Source organism: Kribbella antibiotica (assembly GCF_004349055.1).
In the GTDB taxonomy this organism is placed as follows: Bacteria; Actinomycetota; Actinomycetes; order Propionibacteriales; family Kribbellaceae; genus Kribbella; species Kribbella antibiotica.
Genome location: NZ_SMKX01000012.1, coordinates 18,463 through 36,240, shown reverse-complemented (window position 1 = coordinate 36,240; position 17,778 = coordinate 18,463). Strand labels below are relative to the sequence as shown.

The window sequence follows — 17,778 nt, the reverse complement described above, 5'->3', positions numbered from 1 at the left end:
CTTGCTCACTCGCTGCCTGCAGCCTGCAGCTACTCCAGAAATGTTCGTTGGTGGGGGGATCCATGTCCAGCGGAGGACAATATGGCGATTCCTGCTCATGGCGTGCAGGCTTCGGTCCGCATCACGGGTGATGCGGATCTGAAGCACGACGCAATTGGGCTGCCCGGAGCGCTGGTGCAGTCCATCGCACAGATCTCGCCGATGTCGGGCATCTTCTACACGATCGCGTTCACGACCACGTACGCGGGCGCGGCGGCGCCGCTGACGTATCTTGCGGCGTGCCTGGTCTGCCTGACCGTTGCCGTTCCGCTGCACGACTTGGCCCGGCATCTGCCGTCGGCCGGTGGGGTCTATACCTACATCTCGGCTGGAATCGGTCCCCAGACAGGGTTCCTGACCGGCTGGGTGTACGCGCTGATGATGACCGTCGCTCCCGCCGCGCTGGCGTCCTTCGCCGGCGCGATCATCCACGATGAGCTCGCCGGCAAGTACGGCATAGGTATCCCGTGGTGGACATACTCTGCGGTGATCCTGGCGGTCTGCTTCGCGTGTGCCTACCGGGGGATCTCGATCTCGAGCAGGTTTCTGGTGGTGATGACGTGTTTCGAGGTGCTCGTCGGACTGGGCCTGGCGGTCACCGGACTGGTCAATCCCGGGCCAGGTGGCCTGAACATCGATGGCTTCAACCCGGCCGGCGTCACGAACGGTTCGGGGTTCCTGCTGGCCGTCGTCTTGTCGATGTTCGCCTTCACCGGCTTCGAGAGCGCGGCTGTCGTCGGGGACGAGTCCAGAGATCCGTGCCGGATCATCCCGCGGGCGATCTTCGGCTCCCTGGCCTTGATCGGCGCGTTCTACGTGGTGACAGCCTGGGGGCTCCAGATCGGTTGGGGAACCGATCACCTGGAGGAACTAGCCATCTCCCCGATCGCGCCGGCGTTCGTCCTGGCCGACCGGCTCTGGAACGGCGCCTCGATCGTGGTCCTGATCGCCCTGGCCAACTCCGGCCTGGCCGTCTGCATCGCCTGTACGACGAGCGCGACGCGCACCGTCTTCGGCATCGCCCGCACGGGCGCGCTGCCGGCCTGGCTCGCCAGGGTTCACCCCGGTCACCGGACCCCGGTAGCGGCAGTGCTCCTGCAGTCAGGAGTCGCTCTCGGTACCTGCTTGGCGGTGGGGATTCCGCTCGGCCCGTACAACTTGTTCCACCTGCTCGGCGCCGCCGGCACCTTCGTTTACATCCCGATCCTCATCCTGATGAATATCGCGGCCTTCCGGTTCTTCCGCCGCCGATTCCCGGCTGAGTTCAGTGCGTGCGCGCACGTGGTCGCACCGGTGATCTCGACGGCCGCTCTGCTGCTCATCGCGGGGTGCAGCCTGTATCCGCTGCCCGACTTCCCGATCCGGATCGCGCCGGTGCTGGCGATGGCCTTTGCCGGAGCCGGCGTGATCGTCCTCTTCGTCCGCAACCTTCAGCCCGGCAAGACCGGCTGGATGGCGAAGGCCGGACAGCTTCCGGATGTCGAGTGGACGAAAGGGAAGCCGTGAACTCCCAACCGCGCCAGCAGGCGGCCGTGGTCCTGTCCTTGTCGTCGACCTTGTGAAATGAGTGCCCTCCCATGCCTGCTCAGTTAACGCCGTTCGAACAGGACGTGCTCGCCCAACCAGCCGCACTGTCCGATCTACTCAGCACCGGATTCGTCGCTGGTATCGATGATCTGGTCAGCCACCGGTGGGGCCGGGTAATCCTCACCGGCATGGGCAGCAGCCATTTCGCCGGGATCCCGACCTGGCACGCTCTCACCCGAAGCGGCATACCGTGCTGGCTGGTCGATGCGGGGACGCTCCTTGAGACTCCGGACCTCGTCACCCCGAACACCCTCGTCATCGCTACCTCGCAATCCGGGGCCAGCGGCGAGGTGGTCGAGGTGATGAGCCGGCTACGGGACGAGTGGGCGGATCTGATCCGCATCCTTGGCATTACTGCGGACGAGAACAGCCCGCTCGCGGAGATCGCCGACCTCACTGTGCCGTTGCACAGCGGTCCGGAGACGACGGCCAGCACGAAAAGCTACCTCAATACGCTCGCCGTGCATCACCGACTGGTGGGTGGCTTCCAGAAGACTCCCGGCGAGCTGCTGGACGGCGAACTGGCAACGGCGACGAAGTGGGTTGCAGACGCGGTGGGGCAGCGGCTGGCGGCGGATATCGGGTCACGCATGCTCGGGACCTGGGCTCCGCGTCTGATCACAGTCGGGAGACGTGACGCAGCCGCCACCGCGCTCTATGCCGCACTGATCATGAAAGAGGCAGCGAAGGTCCCCGCCGAGGGGTTCGTCGGTGGGCAGTTCCGCCACGGACCGATCGAGCTTGCGGGTTGGGGGATGACGGCGATGCTCTACGGCGCGGATTCCTACGCGGACTACGTCAGCTTGAGACGGCTGGCCGACGACCTGATCGCGGTCGGCACCTCGGTGATCCTGGCCGGAGACCTGGAGGTGGAGGGAGGACGAAACCTGCCGACCTCACGGGCGAACGACCTGGCATCGCTGATGAGCGGTGCAGTCGTCGCGCAGCATCTCGCGATCGAGGTCGCGCACGCCAACGGTGTCGTGCCGGGCGCGTTCGTCGTCGGCAACAAGGTGACCACGACGCTGTGATCATCCACCCAGGTATCTGTGCCAGTGGTCCGGTCCCCGCCCATCTACCGGAGCAACACTCCCCGCCCAGCTATCGGAGTAAGAGATGAATCGTTCTGACGGTCGGCCAGTTTTTGTCTTTCCTGGTCAAGGTGGCTATTCCCCGGGGGTCTTCGCCCTCAGCAAGGACAGTTGCGCGTCGATCCTTCCGACGTTGGCGCGGGTCGACGCGGCGGCCGGAGCATCGACGGTCACCGAGCTGCTCACTTCCCGGGCTGCCCCGGCGCTGGCGGACCTGATGGTCGATGATCCGGCGGCTCTGCACCTGGCGATCTTCGCAGCGGGAGTCGCGGCGGCCGAATTGTGGGTGGACGAGTTCGGTGTTCACCCGGGGCTCCTGATGGGACACAGCTTCGGTGAGTTCGCTGCGTTGACCGTGGCCGGGGCCTTGACCCTGGAGACCGGAGTCGCCTTGGTCACCGCTCGCGATGCCGCGTTGTTGGCAGGGTGGCGGGATCGCGGCGAACTGGGTGGCATGGTCGCCCTGATGGCCGGCCCGGATCGGGTCGGCAAGCTCGCAGCGGCCGTCGATCGAGACTTGGCTGTTGCCGTCGTGAACGGCGTTGAGCAGGTTGTTGTCTCCGGGCGTGCCGCCGCGCTCGATCGCCTCACTGGGGTCGCGGCGGTGCTGGACATCAGCACGACGAGATTGCAGGTCCCGTACCCGTTCCACAACCGGGTGCTTGCCGACGCCGCCGAACGGTTCGCAGTCAGTGTGGCAGCGGCAGAGATACGCACACCGCGGCACCTTGTCTACTCGCCGTTGCTGGGTGGCTATGTGGAGACCGCGGACGATGCCCGCGAGGTCCTGACCAGACATCTGGTGCACCGGATCGACTTTGTCGCAGCACTTCTCGCGGTGCGAGGAGACGGACACACCGCCTTCGTCGAATGTGGTGCGCGGTCGGTGTGCACGGGCCTGATCGAGGCAACGCTGGTCGGCGTGAACGCCGTGGCCCCGCTGCGTCGCCGAGTTGGAGCCGACGACCTCAGGAACGAGCTCCAACGCCTCGATGGTCGGCCTTCCACCGCGGAGCCGTCGTCGGCGGGGACGACAGCGGGGTTCGAGGAACCGGTGGCCGCGGCCGACGCTGCGCCGATGCCGATGCCGATGCCGACTACGCCTACACCGGCTGTCCAGACAATCGAGAGCGATGGGGCTGCGCTGTCGGTGGACGAGCTGGTGCCGGCCTTGCGCGCTTTGTACGCCGATGCTGTCGGCTATCCGGTCGACGTGTTCGAGCCGGGGATCGAGCTGGAAGCCGAGCTCGGGATCGACTCGTTGCGGCAGACCGCGATCCTGGAGAAGGTCCGGGAGATCTACGGTCTGCCCGAGATCGAGAAGCTGCGGATTACCGACTACGTGACCATCGAGGCCGTCGCCCAACTGGTCGTCGAACTCGTCGACGGCCAGTTGGTGACCGCCGGATGAGCGGCATGAGAAGCGATTTCGCGGGCAAGATCTGCCTGGTCACCGGTGGTTCCAAGGGACAGGGCCGGGCCATCTCCCGCGAGCTGGCCGGACGCGGCGCCCACGTGATTGTGAACTGGTTCCACGATCGGGAGTCGGCCGACGAGACGGTCGCACTCATCCGCGCTGCTGGAGGCTCGGCCGAGCACCTCCGCGCCAGCGTCGCCAAGGCGGAATCGGTGACCGAGATGTTCGCCGAGATCGGCCGGCGGCACGGGCGGCTCGACATTCTGGTCAACAACGCGGCGCGGGGGGTGTTCGAGCCGGCCGAAGTGCTGACCGAACACGATTGGCAGCGGGCGCTGGATACCAACCTGCACGGGCCGCGGCGCTGCGCCCGGGCCGCGTTGCCGTTGATGCGTGAGCGCGGTGGCTCGATCGTGAACCTCGGTTCGATCGGGACCAGCGTTGCCATCGACAACTACAGCTGCGTCGCGGTGTGTAAAGGGGCCCTGGAGGCACTCACCCGCTATCTGGCCGTCGAGTTCGCGCCGTACGGCATCCGAGTGAACATGGCGTCCGCGAGCATGCTGGTCAGCCAGACCCTGGAGTTGTTCCCACGCAGCGAGGAGGTACTGGCGGCCGTCATCGCGGGTACACCGCTCGGACGGCTCGGGAGGGTCGAGGAGCACGCCCGGCTGGTCGCGTTCCTGGCGTCGGACGAAGCATCGTGGATGACTGGAGAAAATGTCGTCAACGACGGCGGCCTCCGGCTCGGATCCGCGCTGGCCCGGGCGGGAGGCACGTGGGGCGACTCCGGCGGGGCGCCCGCAGGCCCGCAGAGCTCGAACGGACTCTCCGCAACGAACGGCCTCGTGGCCGCCGGTCCCGACGTCGCCAACGGGTCGGTCGAGGTTGCCGTCTCGCCAGTCCGGACCGCTCCGCGGCCAGGCGCGGCGGACGATGACTGCGTCGCTGTGGTCGGGATGGGTCTCGACGTGCCAGGGGCGGAGTCTCCCGACGAGTTCTGGAAGCTGCTCCGGACCGGTGAGCCTGCCTTCTCGAGCCCTGCCGGCCGATATCCGGCCGAGACCTTTTTCGCCACCGAACCGGGAGATCGCGACCGGACCTACACTGCCGTGTCCGGGTTCGTCCCAGCCGGTGAACAGGACCGGGCGGTGCCGACCGCTAGCCTCTCGGCGTCATGGCTACGCCGGGCGATCCGCCAGGCACTTCCTCCGTCGTACGACGAGGAGGTACGGGCGGCATGCTTCATCGGCGCTTGCAGCGACGGGGATCAGCATTTCGAGCAGGCCATGGCGATCGAGGGATTCGCCCGTCGGCTGGCCGGCAAATGGGAACCGGACGCTCCCGACCTGATGGACCGGCTCCGCGCCGTACTGCACGACCACTACTCTCTCGCCACGGGACATCCCGTGGATCATCTACCCAACGGTGTGGTCGGGACCGCCATCGCGGGGCTGCTGCCGCCCGAGACGCCGTACACCGTTGTTGACACCGCTTGTTCGTCCTCTTTGTACGCCATCGATCTCGGCGCCGCCGCGGTCCTCGACGGACGCGCCGACCTGGCGCTGTGCGGCGGGTACTTCATGGTCGGACCACGGTTCAACGTGCTGTTCGGCAAGCTCAACGGCCTGAGCCGGACCGGTAAGGTCAGCGCGTTCGGGCCGGCCGCCGACGGGACACTGTTCTCGGACGGTGCCGCGATCGTGGCGCTGCGCCGGCTTTCTGATGCCCAGCGGGCAGGCGATCCGGTGCTCGGGGTGCTGGCAGGGTTCGGTGCCGCTGCCGACGGCCGGGGCAAAGCCATCGCCGCTCCTAACCTCCGTGGCCAGCAGCTCGCGCTGAACCGGTCCAGCCAGGCCGCGGGGATCGACCAGCGCGAGGTCGTCTGGGTCGTCGGCCACGGCACCGGCACGGTCGCCGGTGATGCGGTGGAACTGGCTGCATTGGACCAAGCCGCGCCCGACCGTCCAGTGCTGTGTACGTCGAACAAGACGCTGGTCGGTCACACCGGCTGGGCCGCCGGCGCCACCTCGGTTATCCATGGGCTGCTCGGACTGCGCCACAACCTGATCCCTGGGCAACGGCAGACTCCCCGCACGACCACCGGCCGGGTTACGGTGCCGTCGGAGGACACCGCGCTGGTCCGGCCAGCCGGCCGCCCTCGCACGGTCGGGGTCTCCGGATTCGGCTTCGGCGGGACGAACGGTCATCAACTGATCCAGGATCCGCCTGCCGCAGGCACCGCCGCCCCACGATCCCGACCGGCTCCACACAACGAACGCATCGTTCTCGTCGCTTGGACAGCCCATCTCCCAGGTGGAGAGCCGACGTCGACGATCGCCGACCGACTGGCCAGAAGGGTGGACCCGGCTCCGACTGCCGCATTCCCGACGCCCTATCCAGCACCGCCGTTCACAGTCACCCGGATGCCCCCGGCAGTGGCTGCAGCGGTTGACCGAACGCAGCTGATGGCGCTGGAAGTTGCGGACAAGTTCATCGCCGAGCACGGGCAGTTGTGGGCAGAGCGCGAAGAGCGCACAGGGGTGATCGGGGCGCACTACGGGCCGACGCAATCATGGTTCGAGACGACTTTGCGCTGCTACGCCGACGACCTGGCAACGGTCAATCCGGGTTCATTGGACGCGACCGCCTTCACCGCAGCCGTGGCGGCCGTTACGGCAGACGTCCGGGCGACCGTCGTACCGACCGGTCCTGACAGCCAGCCCGGACTGATGGGCAACGTGACCGCATCCCGAATCGCTAACCGGCTCAATCTGAACGGGCCTGTGGTCCTGGCGGACGGCGGCCCGGCTTCGGCGCTGCACGCGGTCGCGATCGCAGAGCAGTACCTGCTCGACGGAGCACTCGATCTCGCATTGGTGCTTGCATCCAACGGCAACAGCAGTGACGAACTCCGGACCCTGCTGGACTCGAAGGTCCCCCTCGGCGAAGGCGCCTTCCTACTGGCTCTCGCCCGGGAGACCGACGCCCTCGCCGCCGGTTGGCCGGTTCTCGCGGCGCTGTCGGCGGGGCAGACCGAGCCTGGATCGAGGGCCGAAGGACACGATCGCGACTACCTGGGGGCCAGCGGCGCAATCGACCTCCTGACCGCTGTCCTGTCCGGCCGGACGCGGGTGAGCGGCGAATTCCCCGCACCGGTAATCACAGTCACGACCCCGGACGCGCAGCGATCCAACCAGCGGTACGTGGCGGCTCTGGTCGAGGAGGTGGAGCCGGCGCAGCTGCGGACACTGCCCGAGCCTGGACCGGATTGGCTCATTTTGGTGGGTCCCGGCTGCGAGGATCAGATTCCGGCCGATGTGGCGAACAGCGGCGCGGTGATCCGGACCCTCGACGTGTCGGTGCCGATCGAGGAGCAGTTTCCATCCGCCGGGAGCGGGTCCGGCGAATTCCAGCATCTGCGTATGCTCGGGTCGACGCAGGGAACGCCATGGCCGCACTACCCGCTCGACGACCTGTTGCACGGCCACGAGGCGCTGTTCCTCGCGGTCAAATCCAACCTCGACCGGATCAGTGCCGGTGGATCCATCGGAGTCCATCTCAGCGACGAACTCCGCAGCGGCGTGCCGCACCCAGCCACAGGTCTGTTCACCGGAATCGTCAAGAGCCTGGCCTGGGACCTGAAGGACACAGCACTTGCGGTCGTGATCGCCGAGCCGGACGGCGCCTGGAGCCGGCTGCACCGCGAGATCGACTGCTATGCGGGCGATCCGACAACTGTGCACCAAGCAGGCAATCGGCTGCGGACCAAACTGGTGCCTGCGGCAACCGATCACAAGCTCGTCCCGCTGCGACCCGGTGCGGTTGTTGTCGCCACTGGTGGTGCTCGCGGAATCACGGCCGCCTGTCTGGCCGAGCTGGCCGAGCTGGCCGAGCGGCAGTCGGTTCGCCTGTGGTTGCTGGGATCTTCACAACTCCAGGAAGTGTCTCCGGAGCTGCTCGCGGCCGACGACGCCGACCTTCCCCGGCTGCGCAGCGAGTTTCTGCGCCGGGAGCGTGGCACCGCGAGCATCCCGGAGCTCAGCGGCCGGTTCGACCGGCTCGTCAACGCCCGGGAGTCGCAACTGACCCTGCAGCGGCTTCGCGCAAGCTGTGGTGACGACGCAGTGCACTACCTGTCTTGCGACCTGACCGACGCAGACGACGTGCGCCGGGCCGCGGACCAGATCCGTGCAGTCGACCCCGAGATCGACCTTGTCCTGCACGGCGCCGGGCTGCACGGTGGCGGCGACATCTCCCGACTGACCCTGGCTGCGCTGCGGCGTATCCGTGACGTCAAGGTCCGTGGCTACCATCACCTCAAAGCAGCCTTCCCGGACGCACAGGCCTGGTGCAACTTCGGGTCGGTGGCCGGGCTGGTCGGTCTGCCAGGCGAGACCGACTACGCCCCGGGCAACGACTACCTGCACGGAGCGGCACTCCTCAGCTCGCTGCATCACGGCGCTGTCGAACAGACGATGGTCTGGCCGATCTGGTCGGAGGTCGGAATGGGCGGCTCGGACCTGATGCAGAGCAACAACGAGCGCGCCGGGATCATGGCCCCACTCAACCCGGCCGAGGGAGTCGAGCACTTCGCCGCGGAACTGGCCGTTGGTCTCCGGACCGAGCCGGTCGTGGCATTCCTGCACCCACAGGAAACCCGTACGTTCAGCGACCAGTTCCCCGATTTCGTCCATCCCCGGGCGGCCCGTGCACCGTGGATTCTGGCGACTCCTCACCACCTCGCCAGTACCGAGGCCCGTTGGGTCCTAGACCTCACCAAGCAGGCGGCCGGCTACTTGGCCGACCACCTGATCAATGGCAAACCCACGATGCACGGCACCGGACTCGCCACGATCGCCGCGGAAGCAGCCACGGTGCTCGTGCCCGGACGTACGGTCAAGGCCCTCACCGACCTGCGCTTCAAGGCCTTCGTCGCTCCGAAACCCAAATCCGGCAGCCCCTATAAGGTGCGCGCCACAGTTCTCGGTGCGGCGGACGGCGTCGTACGGGTCAAGGTGGCAATCACGAGCGACGCGGTCGATCGAAACGGCCGGATCCTGCGTGCCGACCGGGAACACTTCGACTGTGTCGTTGAACTCGGAGAGCTTGCGCCGCTCCCGGTGGCAGTCCCGCGCCCAGTAGGAAAGGCATGCGACGATCCCTACTACCGGACCGACAGCGTCGTCCAACTGACCGGCGTCTACCGAGCCACCACCGGCTGTATCGAGGGCCCCTCAGGATCCAGCGCACGGTGGCAGCCGGCGGCGGCTGACAGTCCGTCGGCCCGGTCGATGCTGGAGAACCCGCCGGTGCCGTCCGTCCTCCTCGACGCCCTCGCCCGAACCAGGATGCTGCAAAAGGACAAGGACGGTGTCAACCTGATCGTTGTTCCTCGTGGCATCGAGCGTGTCGAGTTCTTCGTCAACGGAGGCGACGCAGTCGTCTCCCGCGCTCACCCGGACGGCATCCTGCTGAACCACCACCGCGAAGCGAACCTCGACGAAGCCACCACCAGCGACGGTAAGGTCCTGATCCGAATCACCGGCTGCGACGTCTACAGCATCGGCGAAACCCCAACGCCACCGAGCGCGACCGTCTACTAGCACCTAGGCAGTGCGCCAGCCGCATATAGGGCAGGCCCGTTCAATGGTCTGCGGTGCCTCCCAGCCGGAAGCGACGGGGAAGCTGGCGGCTGGCGCAGGTGAGGTGGGGCGCGGCGGCGCCAAGGCATTGGACCAGCCTCGCAGTACGAGCCGACTCCTCGCCGCGAGCTTCACCGATTTCGTCGGCATCCACTCGGTACTCGGCACGTTCGTCGCAGGGCTGTGCCTGCCGCGTGGCGAGCCGATCGAACAGATCCGGCAACGGCTGGAACCGGTGGTCGGATTGCACTGGCCAACGCACGTGGCCTGATGGAGCTGGTGCTGCTGAATATCGGCTTGTCTGCCGGGCTCATCACCGCCGAGCTGTACACCATCCTCGCGCTCATGACTGTCGTCGCGACCCCGCTACAGCGAATGTTCGAACGCAACGCCTGGAAGAACGGAATCGTCTTCGGCCCCAATGGGTCCCAGTAGTACTGACGGAAATTTCCAACGGACATTCCCCTGACATGTGCGCCTGCTAGAGGTCTGGCGGGGCGGTGTTCTGCAGGCGCGGGTCGGGGGCGTTACCACTCATCTTCAGCAGGCCGAGGAAGGCACGGACGAGCTTCAGCAGGTCTCGTGGGTTCTTCTTGTTCAGGCCGCTGAGGAGTTGGCTGAGGATGCTCAGCTGATCGAAGTAGATCCGCTCGGTGACCAGGTTGTTCTGCTCGTCGAAGATGAAGTACGCCGTCATTCGAGTCCGGTGCCGGCCGCCCGTCGGCGGAATCTCGCCGAGCGGGCCGAGATGCGTACCGATCAACCAGAACTCGACGATCACCGCGTCATGGCTGTGCCGGAACGCGATGATCTCGTGGTCCTGGTCGGGAAAGGCAACCCGGGTGTCGTGGTAGTACGACCGCACCGGCCCGTCACCGTCGTGCACTGTCATCTGCGCGATCAGCTCGTAGTGGGGATGCGGGAACGTCGCGAGCACATCGTCCCAGTCCTGCCGGACCTCGTCGTGGAAATGATCGAGCACGACCTTCTGCCGAGCCTGAAGCACTTCCCGGGGCGGCATTTCGAAGGGGAAACCGCCGGCCATCAATCATCTCCACTCATCGTGTGGTCGCCGTGATGCAACTTGGAGCCCGATCAGTTCACGCGACTCCTGATGCTAGGTCAGCAACGCATCAACCGGTGTGTGCCCGCAATAGAGCAGCGGAGTGCTTGGCCGGCAGTGACGAGCTGATCAACCAGGACAGCCGGTACGCCGGCCGGCTACCAGTACAGACCACTAGGAAGGCGTCGCTGCCAGATCGAGGGCGATGTCGGTCAGCAGATCTTCCTGACCGCCCACCAGCCGTCGGCGGCCGGCCTCGACCAGGATCGCGCGGACCTCGGTCCCGGTCCGCTCGGCAGCAGCCTCCGCGTGCCGCAAGAACGAGCCGTACACCCCGGCAAACCCCAACGTGAGCGTCTCACGATCGACCCGAACCGGCCGGTCCTGCAACGGACGGACCAACTCCTCAGCCGCGTCCTGCAATGCGAACAGATCCGTCCCCTGCTCCCAGCCCCGCAACGTCGCAACAGCAACGAACGGCTCGATCGGACAGTTGCCGGCCCCCGCGCCAAGCCCGGCCAGCGACGCGTCCACCCGCGTGGCGCCTTCCTCCACAGCGATCACCGAGTTCGCGACGGCCAGCGACAGGTTCTCGTGCGCATGGATCCCGATCTCGACCCCATCATCGAGCACCTCCCGGTACGCCCGCACCCGATCGCGCACGTCGTCCATCAGCAGCCGCCCACCCGAGTCAGTGACGTAGACACAATGAGCCCCGTACGACGCCATCAGCGCAGCCTGGCCGGCCAGCTCCGACGGCCCGGCGAGATGGCTCATCATCAAGAACCCGGACACGTCCATCCCGAGCTCTCGTGCCGCGGCGATGTGCTGGGCGCTGATGTCGGCCTCCGTGCAATGCGTTGCGATCCGGACCGACCGCACCCCGAGTTCGTGGGCACGCCGCAAGTCATCGACCGTCCCGATACCTGGCAACAACAATGTGGTCAGCCGTGCCGACGTCACAGCACCCGCAGCGGCTTCGATCCACTCCCAGTCGGTATGACTCCCCGGCCCGTACACCAGCGACCCACCGCCCAGACCATCACCATGCGACACCTCGATCGCGTCCACACCGGCCCGATCGAGCGCCCACGCGATCTCGGCCACCTTGGCCGGGGTGATCCGGTGCCGCAAGGCGTGCATCCCATCCCGCAATGTGACGTCCTGCAGGAAAATCCTCATGCCGAAACCTTCCGCGCCTGAGTGGATCCGGCCAGCGCCTCGGCCATCCGGAGCGCGGCGCTGGTCATGATGTCGAGGTTCCCGGCGTACGCCGGCAGGTAGTGCGCGGCGCCCTCGACCTCGAGCAGCACCGACACCTGATGGGTGACGGGTTCGCCGGTGAGCGTCGCGTAGTCCCGGCCGTCGACGGCGATGAGCTGGACCTGTTGCTTCAGCCGATAGCCCGGCACATAGGCCGCGACCCGCTCGACCATCTCGGCAACAGCCGTCCGGATGGCCTCCTGGGCAACGGGATCCGGCGCGTTCACCAGCGCCAGCACTGTGTCCCGCATGATCAGCGGCGGTTCCGCTGGGTTCAGTACGATGATCGCCTTGCCCCGGCCGGCGCCACCGACCTCGACGATGGCCCGCGAGGTCGTCTCGGTGAACTCGTCGATGTTCGCCCGGGTCCCCGGACCGGCCGACCGCGACGCGATCGAGGCCACGATCTCGGCGTACGGGACCGGGACGACGGCTGCTAGAGCCGCCACGATCGGGATCGTCGCCTGGCCACCGCAGGTCACCATGTTCACGTTGCCCGCTGCCAGGTGGTCGTCGAGGTTCACGGCCGGTACCACCATCGGCCCGATCGCCGCCGGCGTCAGATCGATCAGCCTCTTCCCGTACGGCGCCAGGGCGGCCGCGTTGGCGTGATGGGCCGGCGCCGAAGTCGCGTCGAAGACGATCGCGATCTCGGCGAAGCCCGGCATCGCGATCAGCCCGTCGACACCTTCTGCCGTAGTCGGCACTCCGAGGCGAGCGGCCCGGGCCAGTCCATCGGAGTTCGGATCGATCCCCACCATTGCAGCCAGTTCGAGCGTCTCCGACAGCCGAAGCACCTTGATCATCAGATCGGTGCCGATATTGCCCGAGCCGATCACCGCAACCTTCGTCCGCCCGGTCATTCGGGGGCCAGCACGAAAGACGCCTGGACCGAGCCGAGGCCGCTGATCGTTGCCGTCACGGAGTCCCCAGCGCCGATCGGTACCACTGGACCGAGCGCGCCGCTGAGCACCACCTCACCGGCCCTCAGCGGAGCACCCATCGCCAACGCGATCATGGCCAGCCAAGCCAGCGCCGCCAGCGGATCGCCGAGAGACGCCGCACCTGTACCGGTGGAGACGACGGCACCGTTGAGGCTCATCGACATAGTGGCCACGCGTGGGACGAATCCGTCCAGTCCGGCTCTGTCCCGGCCGAGCACGTACAGAGCCGCGGAAGCGTTGTCGGCGATCGTGTCGGCGTAGGTGATGTCCCAGCCCGCGATCCGGCTGTCCACGATCTCCAGCGCCGCGACAGCGTAGTCGACCGCGCCCGCAACCAAGTCCGCGTCGAACGGCCCGACGGCCAGATCCGCCTTCAGGACAAAGGCTATCTCCGCCTCCACCCGAGGCTCCAGCAGCCGATTCACCGGCAGTTCGGCCGCGTCGGCATACGCCATGTCACTCAGCAGTACGCCGAAGTCCGGCTGATCGACACCCAACTGGCGCTGGACCGCCTCCGAGGTCAACCCGATCTTGCGACCGAGGAGGGTCGCGCCCCCGTTGACCCTAGCTGTGATCCCTTTCTGCTGGACCGCGTAGGCCGCCGTGATGTCGGCGCCGATCAGCTCGCGCACCGGCGCGCAGCCGACACCGGTGCCGGCCGCAGCGGCGAGACGGGCCACGGCTTCGTCGAGGGTACTGGCGGTAGGAGACGTCATGCTTGAATGGTTGCGCGGAACCCGCCCAGCGTCGCAGCCAATAGTTCCGCTCAGTGGAACTATCATGCGATCATCGGCCCATGACCGCTCCGAACACCCTGCTCGGCAAGGTGATGCTCGTCCTGCACGCGTTCGGCGCGGATGACGAGCAGGTGGGCTTCGCGGAGCTGCAGCAGCGGACCGACCTGCCGAAGGCGACCCTGCACCGGCTGCTCGGCGACCTGGCTGACGCGCGGTTGATCGATCGCGACCCGGGTGGCTATCGGCTCGGGGGTCACCTGTTCGAGCTGGGCATGCGCGCGTCGGTCGAGCGCAAGCTCATCGAGGTCGCGACCCCGTTCCTCGAGGATCTCTACGAGCGCACCCATGAAACCGTCCATCTCGGGATCCGCGACGGCCACGAGGTCGTGTACGTCGCCAAGCTCGCCGGCCACCAGCAGGCCGCCTCACCGTCCCGCCTCGGTGGGCGGCTGCCGTTGCACGCCACGGCGATCGGCAAGGTCCTCCTCGCACACGCCCCGCCAGAGGTACAAAACGAGATCCTGTCCGGCAAGCTGGAGCGCCGGGCAGCCCGTACCCTCGTCACCCCGGGCGCGCTGACAAGGCAGTTGGTGCAGGTGGTCGAGACCGGGGTCGCCTACGAGTTCGAGGAATCACAGGTGGGTCTGGTCTGCGTGGCCGGCCCGATCAGGTCTCACGGCAGCCGTGTGGTCGCAGCGGTCAGCGTCGCGGGTCCGGTCACCAGGTTCCATCCCCAGACCCACGCTGCGTCAGTACGGGCTGCCGCTGCCGGCATCAGTGAAGCGCTGAAGTCGCGCCAGTAGCCATCCTCAGGTGACCACATCGAGGAACGCTTGGTCGATCTCGCGGTGGGTGTAGTTGATCCCGCGGGCGGCCTGGTCCATCGTCCAGGTGATCGGCCGGAAGTCGGCGCCGGTGCGGTAGCCGCCGGAGAAGACCTCGTTGCGGTTACCGGACGGGTCGAAGAAGTAGATCGTGCCACCCCGGGTGATGCCATGCCGAGCCGGACCGAGGTCGATCGGCACGTCGTCCATCGACATCACATCGCCGGCCCGCAGCAGCGCACTCCAGTCGTCGATCTCGTAGGCGAAGTGGTGCAGCTTACCGTTCGGGCCCTTGACGAACGCGACGTCGTGCGGCTGGTCGCCGCAGAACATCCAGGAGCCGACCAGATCCGACTCTTCGTCACCGGCGACCAGCCGCTCGGCCGGGCGGAACGCCAGTACGTCGGTGAAGAATCGCTCCAGCAGCGCCGGGTCCTCGGTCGTGATCAGCGCGTGGTTGATCCGCGGTACGCCGATGCCGCGCAGGTCCCGCGGCCACGGGTCGGGGTTCAGTTTGCCGACCTTGGTACCGAGGTAGTCGATCTCCGAGTACAGCTCCAGCACGTGGTCGGACGGCAGCGTGATTCGCAGTCCGTCGCCCACCCCGGCGTTGTCTCCCTTGGACATCCGCTCGCTGCCGGCACCGAACGCGCGCACCCGGTTCTCGATCGCGTCCAACGCACCCTCGCCGGCGACCTTGTAGCCGAACTTGACCAGGCCGACGCCGCCTTCCTCCAGGACGACCGAGTGATGGTCGTCCTCGTCCCATGACTTGAGGTAGACCTTGCCGTCCTCCTCGTGCACGGCGTCCATGCCGAGCGTGTCCTGATAGTGCTGCCGTGCCTGCGCCAGGTCCGTGACCCGGACGTGCACGTATCCCAACCTGATGACCGACATGGTCACCGTCCTTCCTACTCGTGGGTGGTGGTGCGGGAGACCGGATTGCTGGTCAGCACCGCACGCAACGGTTCGGCGCCGAGGTCGACCACGACATCCGTGACCGGCACCGCCCGGCAGGGCAGGCAGCGGCCGGCGGCCAGTTCGGTAGTACCGAGCACAGATTCGGCAACTGGTTGCAGGTAGCGCACCCTGCCGTTGACCAACTGCGCCTTGCAGACGCCACAGCCGCCTCGGCGGCATTTGTACCGACTGCGCCAGCCCTGTCGGCGAAGTGCGTCCACAACGGATTCACCGGGTTGCGCCACCACCTGAAGCCCCTGCGGCAGCACGGTGATGTGGGGCATCATTCCTGCTTTCACGAACAAGATTCTCTGCGGGCTGACTCTGAGCGATCCCCGCTATTGCAAGGAGTGTAGGCACTTCATGCTCGCTAGTTCAAGGCTCAACTTCTAGAATGTTCCCTATTCTTATGCAAGTATCGGCGGATGAACCAGAGCAACCCGGAGATCGGCCGGACCCTCGACGTCGACGGCCTCGCGACCAACTACCACGACCACGGCGAAGGTCCGCCCGTCCTGCTGATCCACGGTTCCGGCCCGGGGGTGTCTGCGTGGGCGAACTGGCGCACGGTGCTTCCCGCCCTGTCGCGGCACCACCGGGTGATCGCGCCGGACATCCGCGGATTCGGCTACACCGCGCGGCCACCGCAGACGCCGTACGGACCTGAGCTGTGGCTGGATCACCTGCTCGGCTTCCTGGACGCGCTGGAGTTGCCGAAGGTCTCGATTGTCGGCAACAGCTTCGGCGGCGCGCTGGCCCTGCGGCTGGCAGCCAAGGCCCCCGAGCGCGTCGACCGGCTCGTCTTGATGGGCAGCGTCGGTGTCCCCTTCGAGATCACTCCTGGCCTGGAGGCCGTGTGGGGCTTCGAGCCTTCACTGCCCGCGATGCGGGAGCTCCTGCGGGTCTTCACCTACGACCACTCGAAGGTGGACGACGGACTCGCGCAGCTCCGGCTGGACGCGGCCACCCGGCCCGGCGTACAGGAGGCTTATGCCTCGATGTTCCCGGCGCCGCGGCAGAGCGGGGTCGACGCGCTGGCGCTGGACGACAGCGTGATCGCCGGCCTGCCGCACGAGACCCTGATCCTGCACGGCCTGGACGACCAGGTCATTCCGCTGGCCGGTTCAGTGCGGCTACTGGAGCTGATCGAGCGCTCGCAGCTGCACGTGTTCGGGCAGTGCGGGCACTGGGTGCAGATCGAGCACGGTCCGCGCTTCGTGTCTCTGGTGGAGGGTTTCTTGCTCGAAGCGCATTGAGTGCACTTCCACGAGCAGCCTCAGGCGCTACGGCCGGGCGAGCGCGACGGCTCGGAGATCCGGACCAGGTCGGCCCGGTGGTCGATCAGGACCTCCGCGAGCGCCGCGTGGTCCCGGGCGGTGATCGCCTTCGCGAGCCGGGCGTGCACCTCGACGTTCTGCTCGATCACCTGCTCGGCCTGGTCGCCCGCGAACTCCGCCCGAACCAGCGTGCCGCGCAGCAAGGTGACGATCGACTCGTACATACCGGCGAGCACCGGCACCCGGGCGACCCGCGCGATCGCGCTGTGGAACCGCATGTTCGCCTCGAGGTAGTCGCGGGCGACCCCCCGGGCGTCGCGTAGCTCTTCCAGCGCCCAGGCCAGGTCGCGCGCGTCCTGCGGCGTGGCTCGTTCCGCGGCCGTCTGCGCGAACCCGTCCTCCAGCATCGAGCGCGCCTCGAACAGGTCGACGGCGTCCACGGACAGCCCACGGAACCACAGGTCGATAACGCCGAGCCGCACCTGCGGCGGAGGCTGAGAGATGAAGACCCCACCCTGCGCGCCAGGTTTGACTTGGACGACATCGCGCTCCCGCAGGATCCGCAGCGCCTCGTTCATCGCGTTGGCGCTGACCCCGAACCGGTCGATCAGCTCGGTCCGCAACGCGAACCGCGCGCCCGACTCGAGCCGGCGCTCCAGGATCTCCTGTTCGAGATCGGCCGCGATCCGTTCCGGGATGGACGACATGCCCGCAGTCTCCCACAGCGCCGCACCTGGAAGTCCGTGCGCCCTCCAGGGAAGCTACGGCCACCTCGGCACGCCGTGTCAGAACTGAACAACTCCAGCTTGGCTGCCTCGGTCACTGTCCGAGCTCTCGCGGAGGCCCGCGCTGGGAGTGGATAGAGGCAGAGCAGCGTGCGCCGGCTGCAGCCTCTAGCGGGCCGCAGCGGGAATCAGCGAGAGACAGTGTT

The 17,778-nt window shown here is 67.2% G+C and carries 15 protein-coding genes; 8 read left to right on the top strand and 7 right to left on the bottom strand.

Annotation, left to right across the window (positions count from 1 at the left end; all coding sequences use genetic code 11):
* Window positions 1-81 precede the first annotated feature (81 nt).
* The 6 genes from E1263_RS06475 to E1263_RS43125 all read left to right on the top strand — a co-directional run bounded on the left by E1263_RS06475 (window position 82) and on the right by E1263_RS43125 (window position 10,214).
* Entirely contained in the window at window positions 82-1,545 is a 1,464-nt protein-coding gene (locus E1263_RS06475) for an APC family permease (RefSeq protein WP_165956508.1), read from the top strand.
* 71 nt (window positions 1,546-1,616) lie between these two features.
* The gene (locus E1263_RS06470; protein WP_132166248.1) at window positions 1,617-2,657 is read left to right on the top strand and encodes an SIS domain-containing protein; all 1,041 of its coding nucleotides are present in this window, start codon (window positions 1,617-1,619) and stop codon (window positions 2,655-2,657) included.
* Window positions 2,658-2,742: 85 nt separating this feature from the next.
* On the top strand, window positions 2,743-4,128 hold the full coding sequence (locus E1263_RS06465; RefSeq protein ID WP_132166247.1) for an ACP S-malonyltransferase: 1,386 nt from the start codon (window positions 2,743-2,745) through the stop codon (window positions 4,126-4,128).
* Window positions 4,125-9,740 carry an SDR family oxidoreductase gene (locus E1263_RS06460; RefSeq protein WP_132166246.1) on the top strand — a complete coding sequence of 1,872 codons (5,616 nt, stop codon included), beginning with the start codon at window positions 4,125-4,127 and terminating at the stop codon, window positions 9,738-9,740. The genes E1263_RS06465 and E1263_RS06460 overlap by 4 nt, the downstream gene beginning before the upstream one ends.
* Window positions 9,741-9,750: 10 nt before the next feature.
* Window positions 9,751-10,050: a hypothetical protein gene (locus tag E1263_RS43130; RefSeq protein ID WP_202868743.1), complete on the top strand. Its 300-nt coding sequence runs from the start codon at window positions 9,751-9,753 to the stop codon at window positions 10,048-10,050.
* Window positions 10,050-10,214: a hypothetical protein gene (locus tag E1263_RS43125; protein WP_202868742.1), complete on the top strand. Its 165-nt coding sequence runs from the start codon at window positions 10,050-10,052 to the stop codon at window positions 10,212-10,214. The genes E1263_RS43130 and E1263_RS43125 overlap by 1 nt, the downstream gene beginning before the upstream one ends.
* A gap of 46 nt (window positions 10,215-10,260) precedes the next feature.
* On the opposite strand, the gene E1263_RS06450 is transcribed toward E1263_RS43125, so the two are convergent.
* The 4 genes from E1263_RS06450 to E1263_RS06435 form a co-directional block, all read right to left on the bottom strand.
* Complete coding sequence (locus E1263_RS06450; protein ID WP_132166245.1) at window positions 10,261-10,800, bottom strand: ester cyclase; 540 nt, start codon at window positions 10,798-10,800, stop codon at window positions 10,261-10,263.
* A gap of 216 nt (window positions 10,801-11,016) precedes the next feature.
* A complete protein-coding gene (dmpG, locus tag E1263_RS06445; RefSeq protein ID WP_132166244.1) occupies window positions 11,017-12,024 on the bottom strand; it encodes a 4-hydroxy-2-oxovalerate aldolase in 1,008 nt (335 codons plus the stop codon).
* The gene (locus E1263_RS06440; RefSeq protein ID WP_132166243.1) at window positions 12,021-12,968 is read right to left on the bottom strand and encodes an acetaldehyde dehydrogenase (acetylating); all 948 of its coding nucleotides are present in this window, start codon (window positions 12,966-12,968) and stop codon (window positions 12,021-12,023) included. Before E1263_RS06440 ends, dmpG begins: the two co-directional genes overlap by 4 nt.
* Window positions 12,965-13,765, bottom strand: coding sequence for a 2-keto-4-pentenoate hydratase (locus E1263_RS06435; RefSeq protein ID WP_132166242.1), 801 nt, complete (start codon window positions 13,763-13,765; stop codon window positions 12,965-12,967). The genes E1263_RS06440 and E1263_RS06435 overlap by 4 nt, the downstream gene beginning before the upstream one ends.
* An 80-nt stretch (window positions 13,766-13,845) precedes the next feature.
* Between E1263_RS06435 and E1263_RS06430 the strand changes: the two genes are divergently transcribed.
* Window positions 13,846-14,589, top strand: a complete 744-nt coding sequence (locus E1263_RS06430) for an IclR family transcriptional regulator (RefSeq protein ID WP_132166241.1) — start codon at window positions 13,846-13,848, stop codon at window positions 14,587-14,589.
* Between the two features lie 6 nt (window positions 14,590-14,595).
* Here the strand turns inward: E1263_RS06430 and E1263_RS06425 are convergent, their stop codons facing one another.
* Complete coding sequence (locus E1263_RS06425) at window positions 14,596-15,507, bottom strand: catechol 2,3-dioxygenase (RefSeq protein ID WP_132166240.1); 912 nt, start codon at window positions 15,505-15,507, stop codon at window positions 14,596-14,598.
* Window positions 15,508-15,521: 14 nt separating this feature from the next.
* Window positions 15,522-15,869 carry a 2Fe-2S iron-sulfur cluster-binding protein gene (locus tag E1263_RS06420; RefSeq protein WP_202868741.1) on the bottom strand — a complete coding sequence of 116 codons (348 nt, stop codon included), beginning with the start codon at window positions 15,867-15,869 and terminating at the stop codon, window positions 15,522-15,524.
* 126 nt (window positions 15,870-15,995) lie between these two features.
* On the opposite strand from E1263_RS06420, the gene E1263_RS06415 reads away from it, so the two are divergent.
* Window positions 15,996-16,826, top strand: a complete 831-nt coding sequence (locus E1263_RS06415; RefSeq protein WP_132166239.1) for an alpha/beta fold hydrolase — start codon at window positions 15,996-15,998, stop codon at window positions 16,824-16,826.
* 20 nt (window positions 16,827-16,846) lie between these two features.
* On the opposite strand, the gene E1263_RS06410 is transcribed toward E1263_RS06415, so the two are convergent.
* On the bottom strand, window positions 16,847-17,554 hold the full coding sequence (locus E1263_RS06410; RefSeq protein ID WP_132166238.1) for a FadR/GntR family transcriptional regulator: 708 nt from the start codon (window positions 17,552-17,554) through the stop codon (window positions 16,847-16,849).
* Window positions 17,555-17,778: the final 224 nt, after the last annotated feature.

Bases quoted from the DNA above. Each gene is read 5' to 3' on its own strand.
- E1263_RS06475 (WP_165956508.1), top strand. From the start codon at position 82: ATGGCGATTCCTGCTCATGGCGTGCAGGCTTCGGTCCGCATCACGGGT.
- E1263_RS06470 (WP_132166248.1), top strand. From the start codon at position 1,617: ATGCCTGCTCAGTTAACGCCGTTCGAACAGGACGTGCTCGCCCAACCA.
- E1263_RS06465 (WP_132166247.1), top strand. From the start codon at position 2,743: ATGAATCGTTCTGACGGTCGGCCAGTTTTTGTCTTTCCTGGTCAAGGT.
- E1263_RS06460 (WP_132166246.1), top strand. From the start codon at position 4,125: ATGAGCGGCATGAGAAGCGATTTCGCGGGCAAGATCTGCCTGGTCACC.
- E1263_RS43125 (WP_202868742.1), top strand. From the start codon at position 10,050: ATGGAGCTGGTGCTGCTGAATATCGGCTTGTCTGCCGGGCTCATCACC.
- E1263_RS06450 (WP_132166245.1), bottom strand. From the start codon at position 10,800: ATGCCGCCCCGGGAAGTGCTTCAGGCTCGGCAGAAGGTCGTGCTCGAT.
- dmpG (WP_132166244.1), bottom strand. From the start codon at position 12,024: ATGAGGATTTTCCTGCAGGACGTCACATTGCGGGATGGGATGCACGCC.
- E1263_RS06440 (WP_132166243.1), bottom strand. From the start codon at position 12,968: ATGACCGGGCGGACGAAGGTTGCGGTGATCGGCTCGGGCAATATCGGC.
- E1263_RS06435 (WP_132166242.1), bottom strand. From the start codon at position 13,765: ATGACGTCTCCTACCGCCAGTACCCTCGACGAAGCCGTGGCCCGTCTC.
- E1263_RS06430 (WP_132166241.1), top strand. From the start codon at position 13,846: ATGACCGCTCCGAACACCCTGCTCGGCAAGGTGATGCTCGTCCTGCAC.
- E1263_RS06425 (WP_132166240.1), bottom strand. From the start codon at position 15,507: ATGTCGGTCATCAGGTTGGGATACGTGCACGTCCGGGTCACGGACCTG.
- E1263_RS06415 (WP_132166239.1), top strand. From the start codon at position 15,996: ATGAACCAGAGCAACCCGGAGATCGGCCGGACCCTCGACGTCGACGGC.
- E1263_RS06410 (WP_132166238.1), bottom strand. From the start codon at position 17,554: ATGTCGTCCATCCCGGAACGGATCGCGGCCGATCTCGAACAGGAGATC.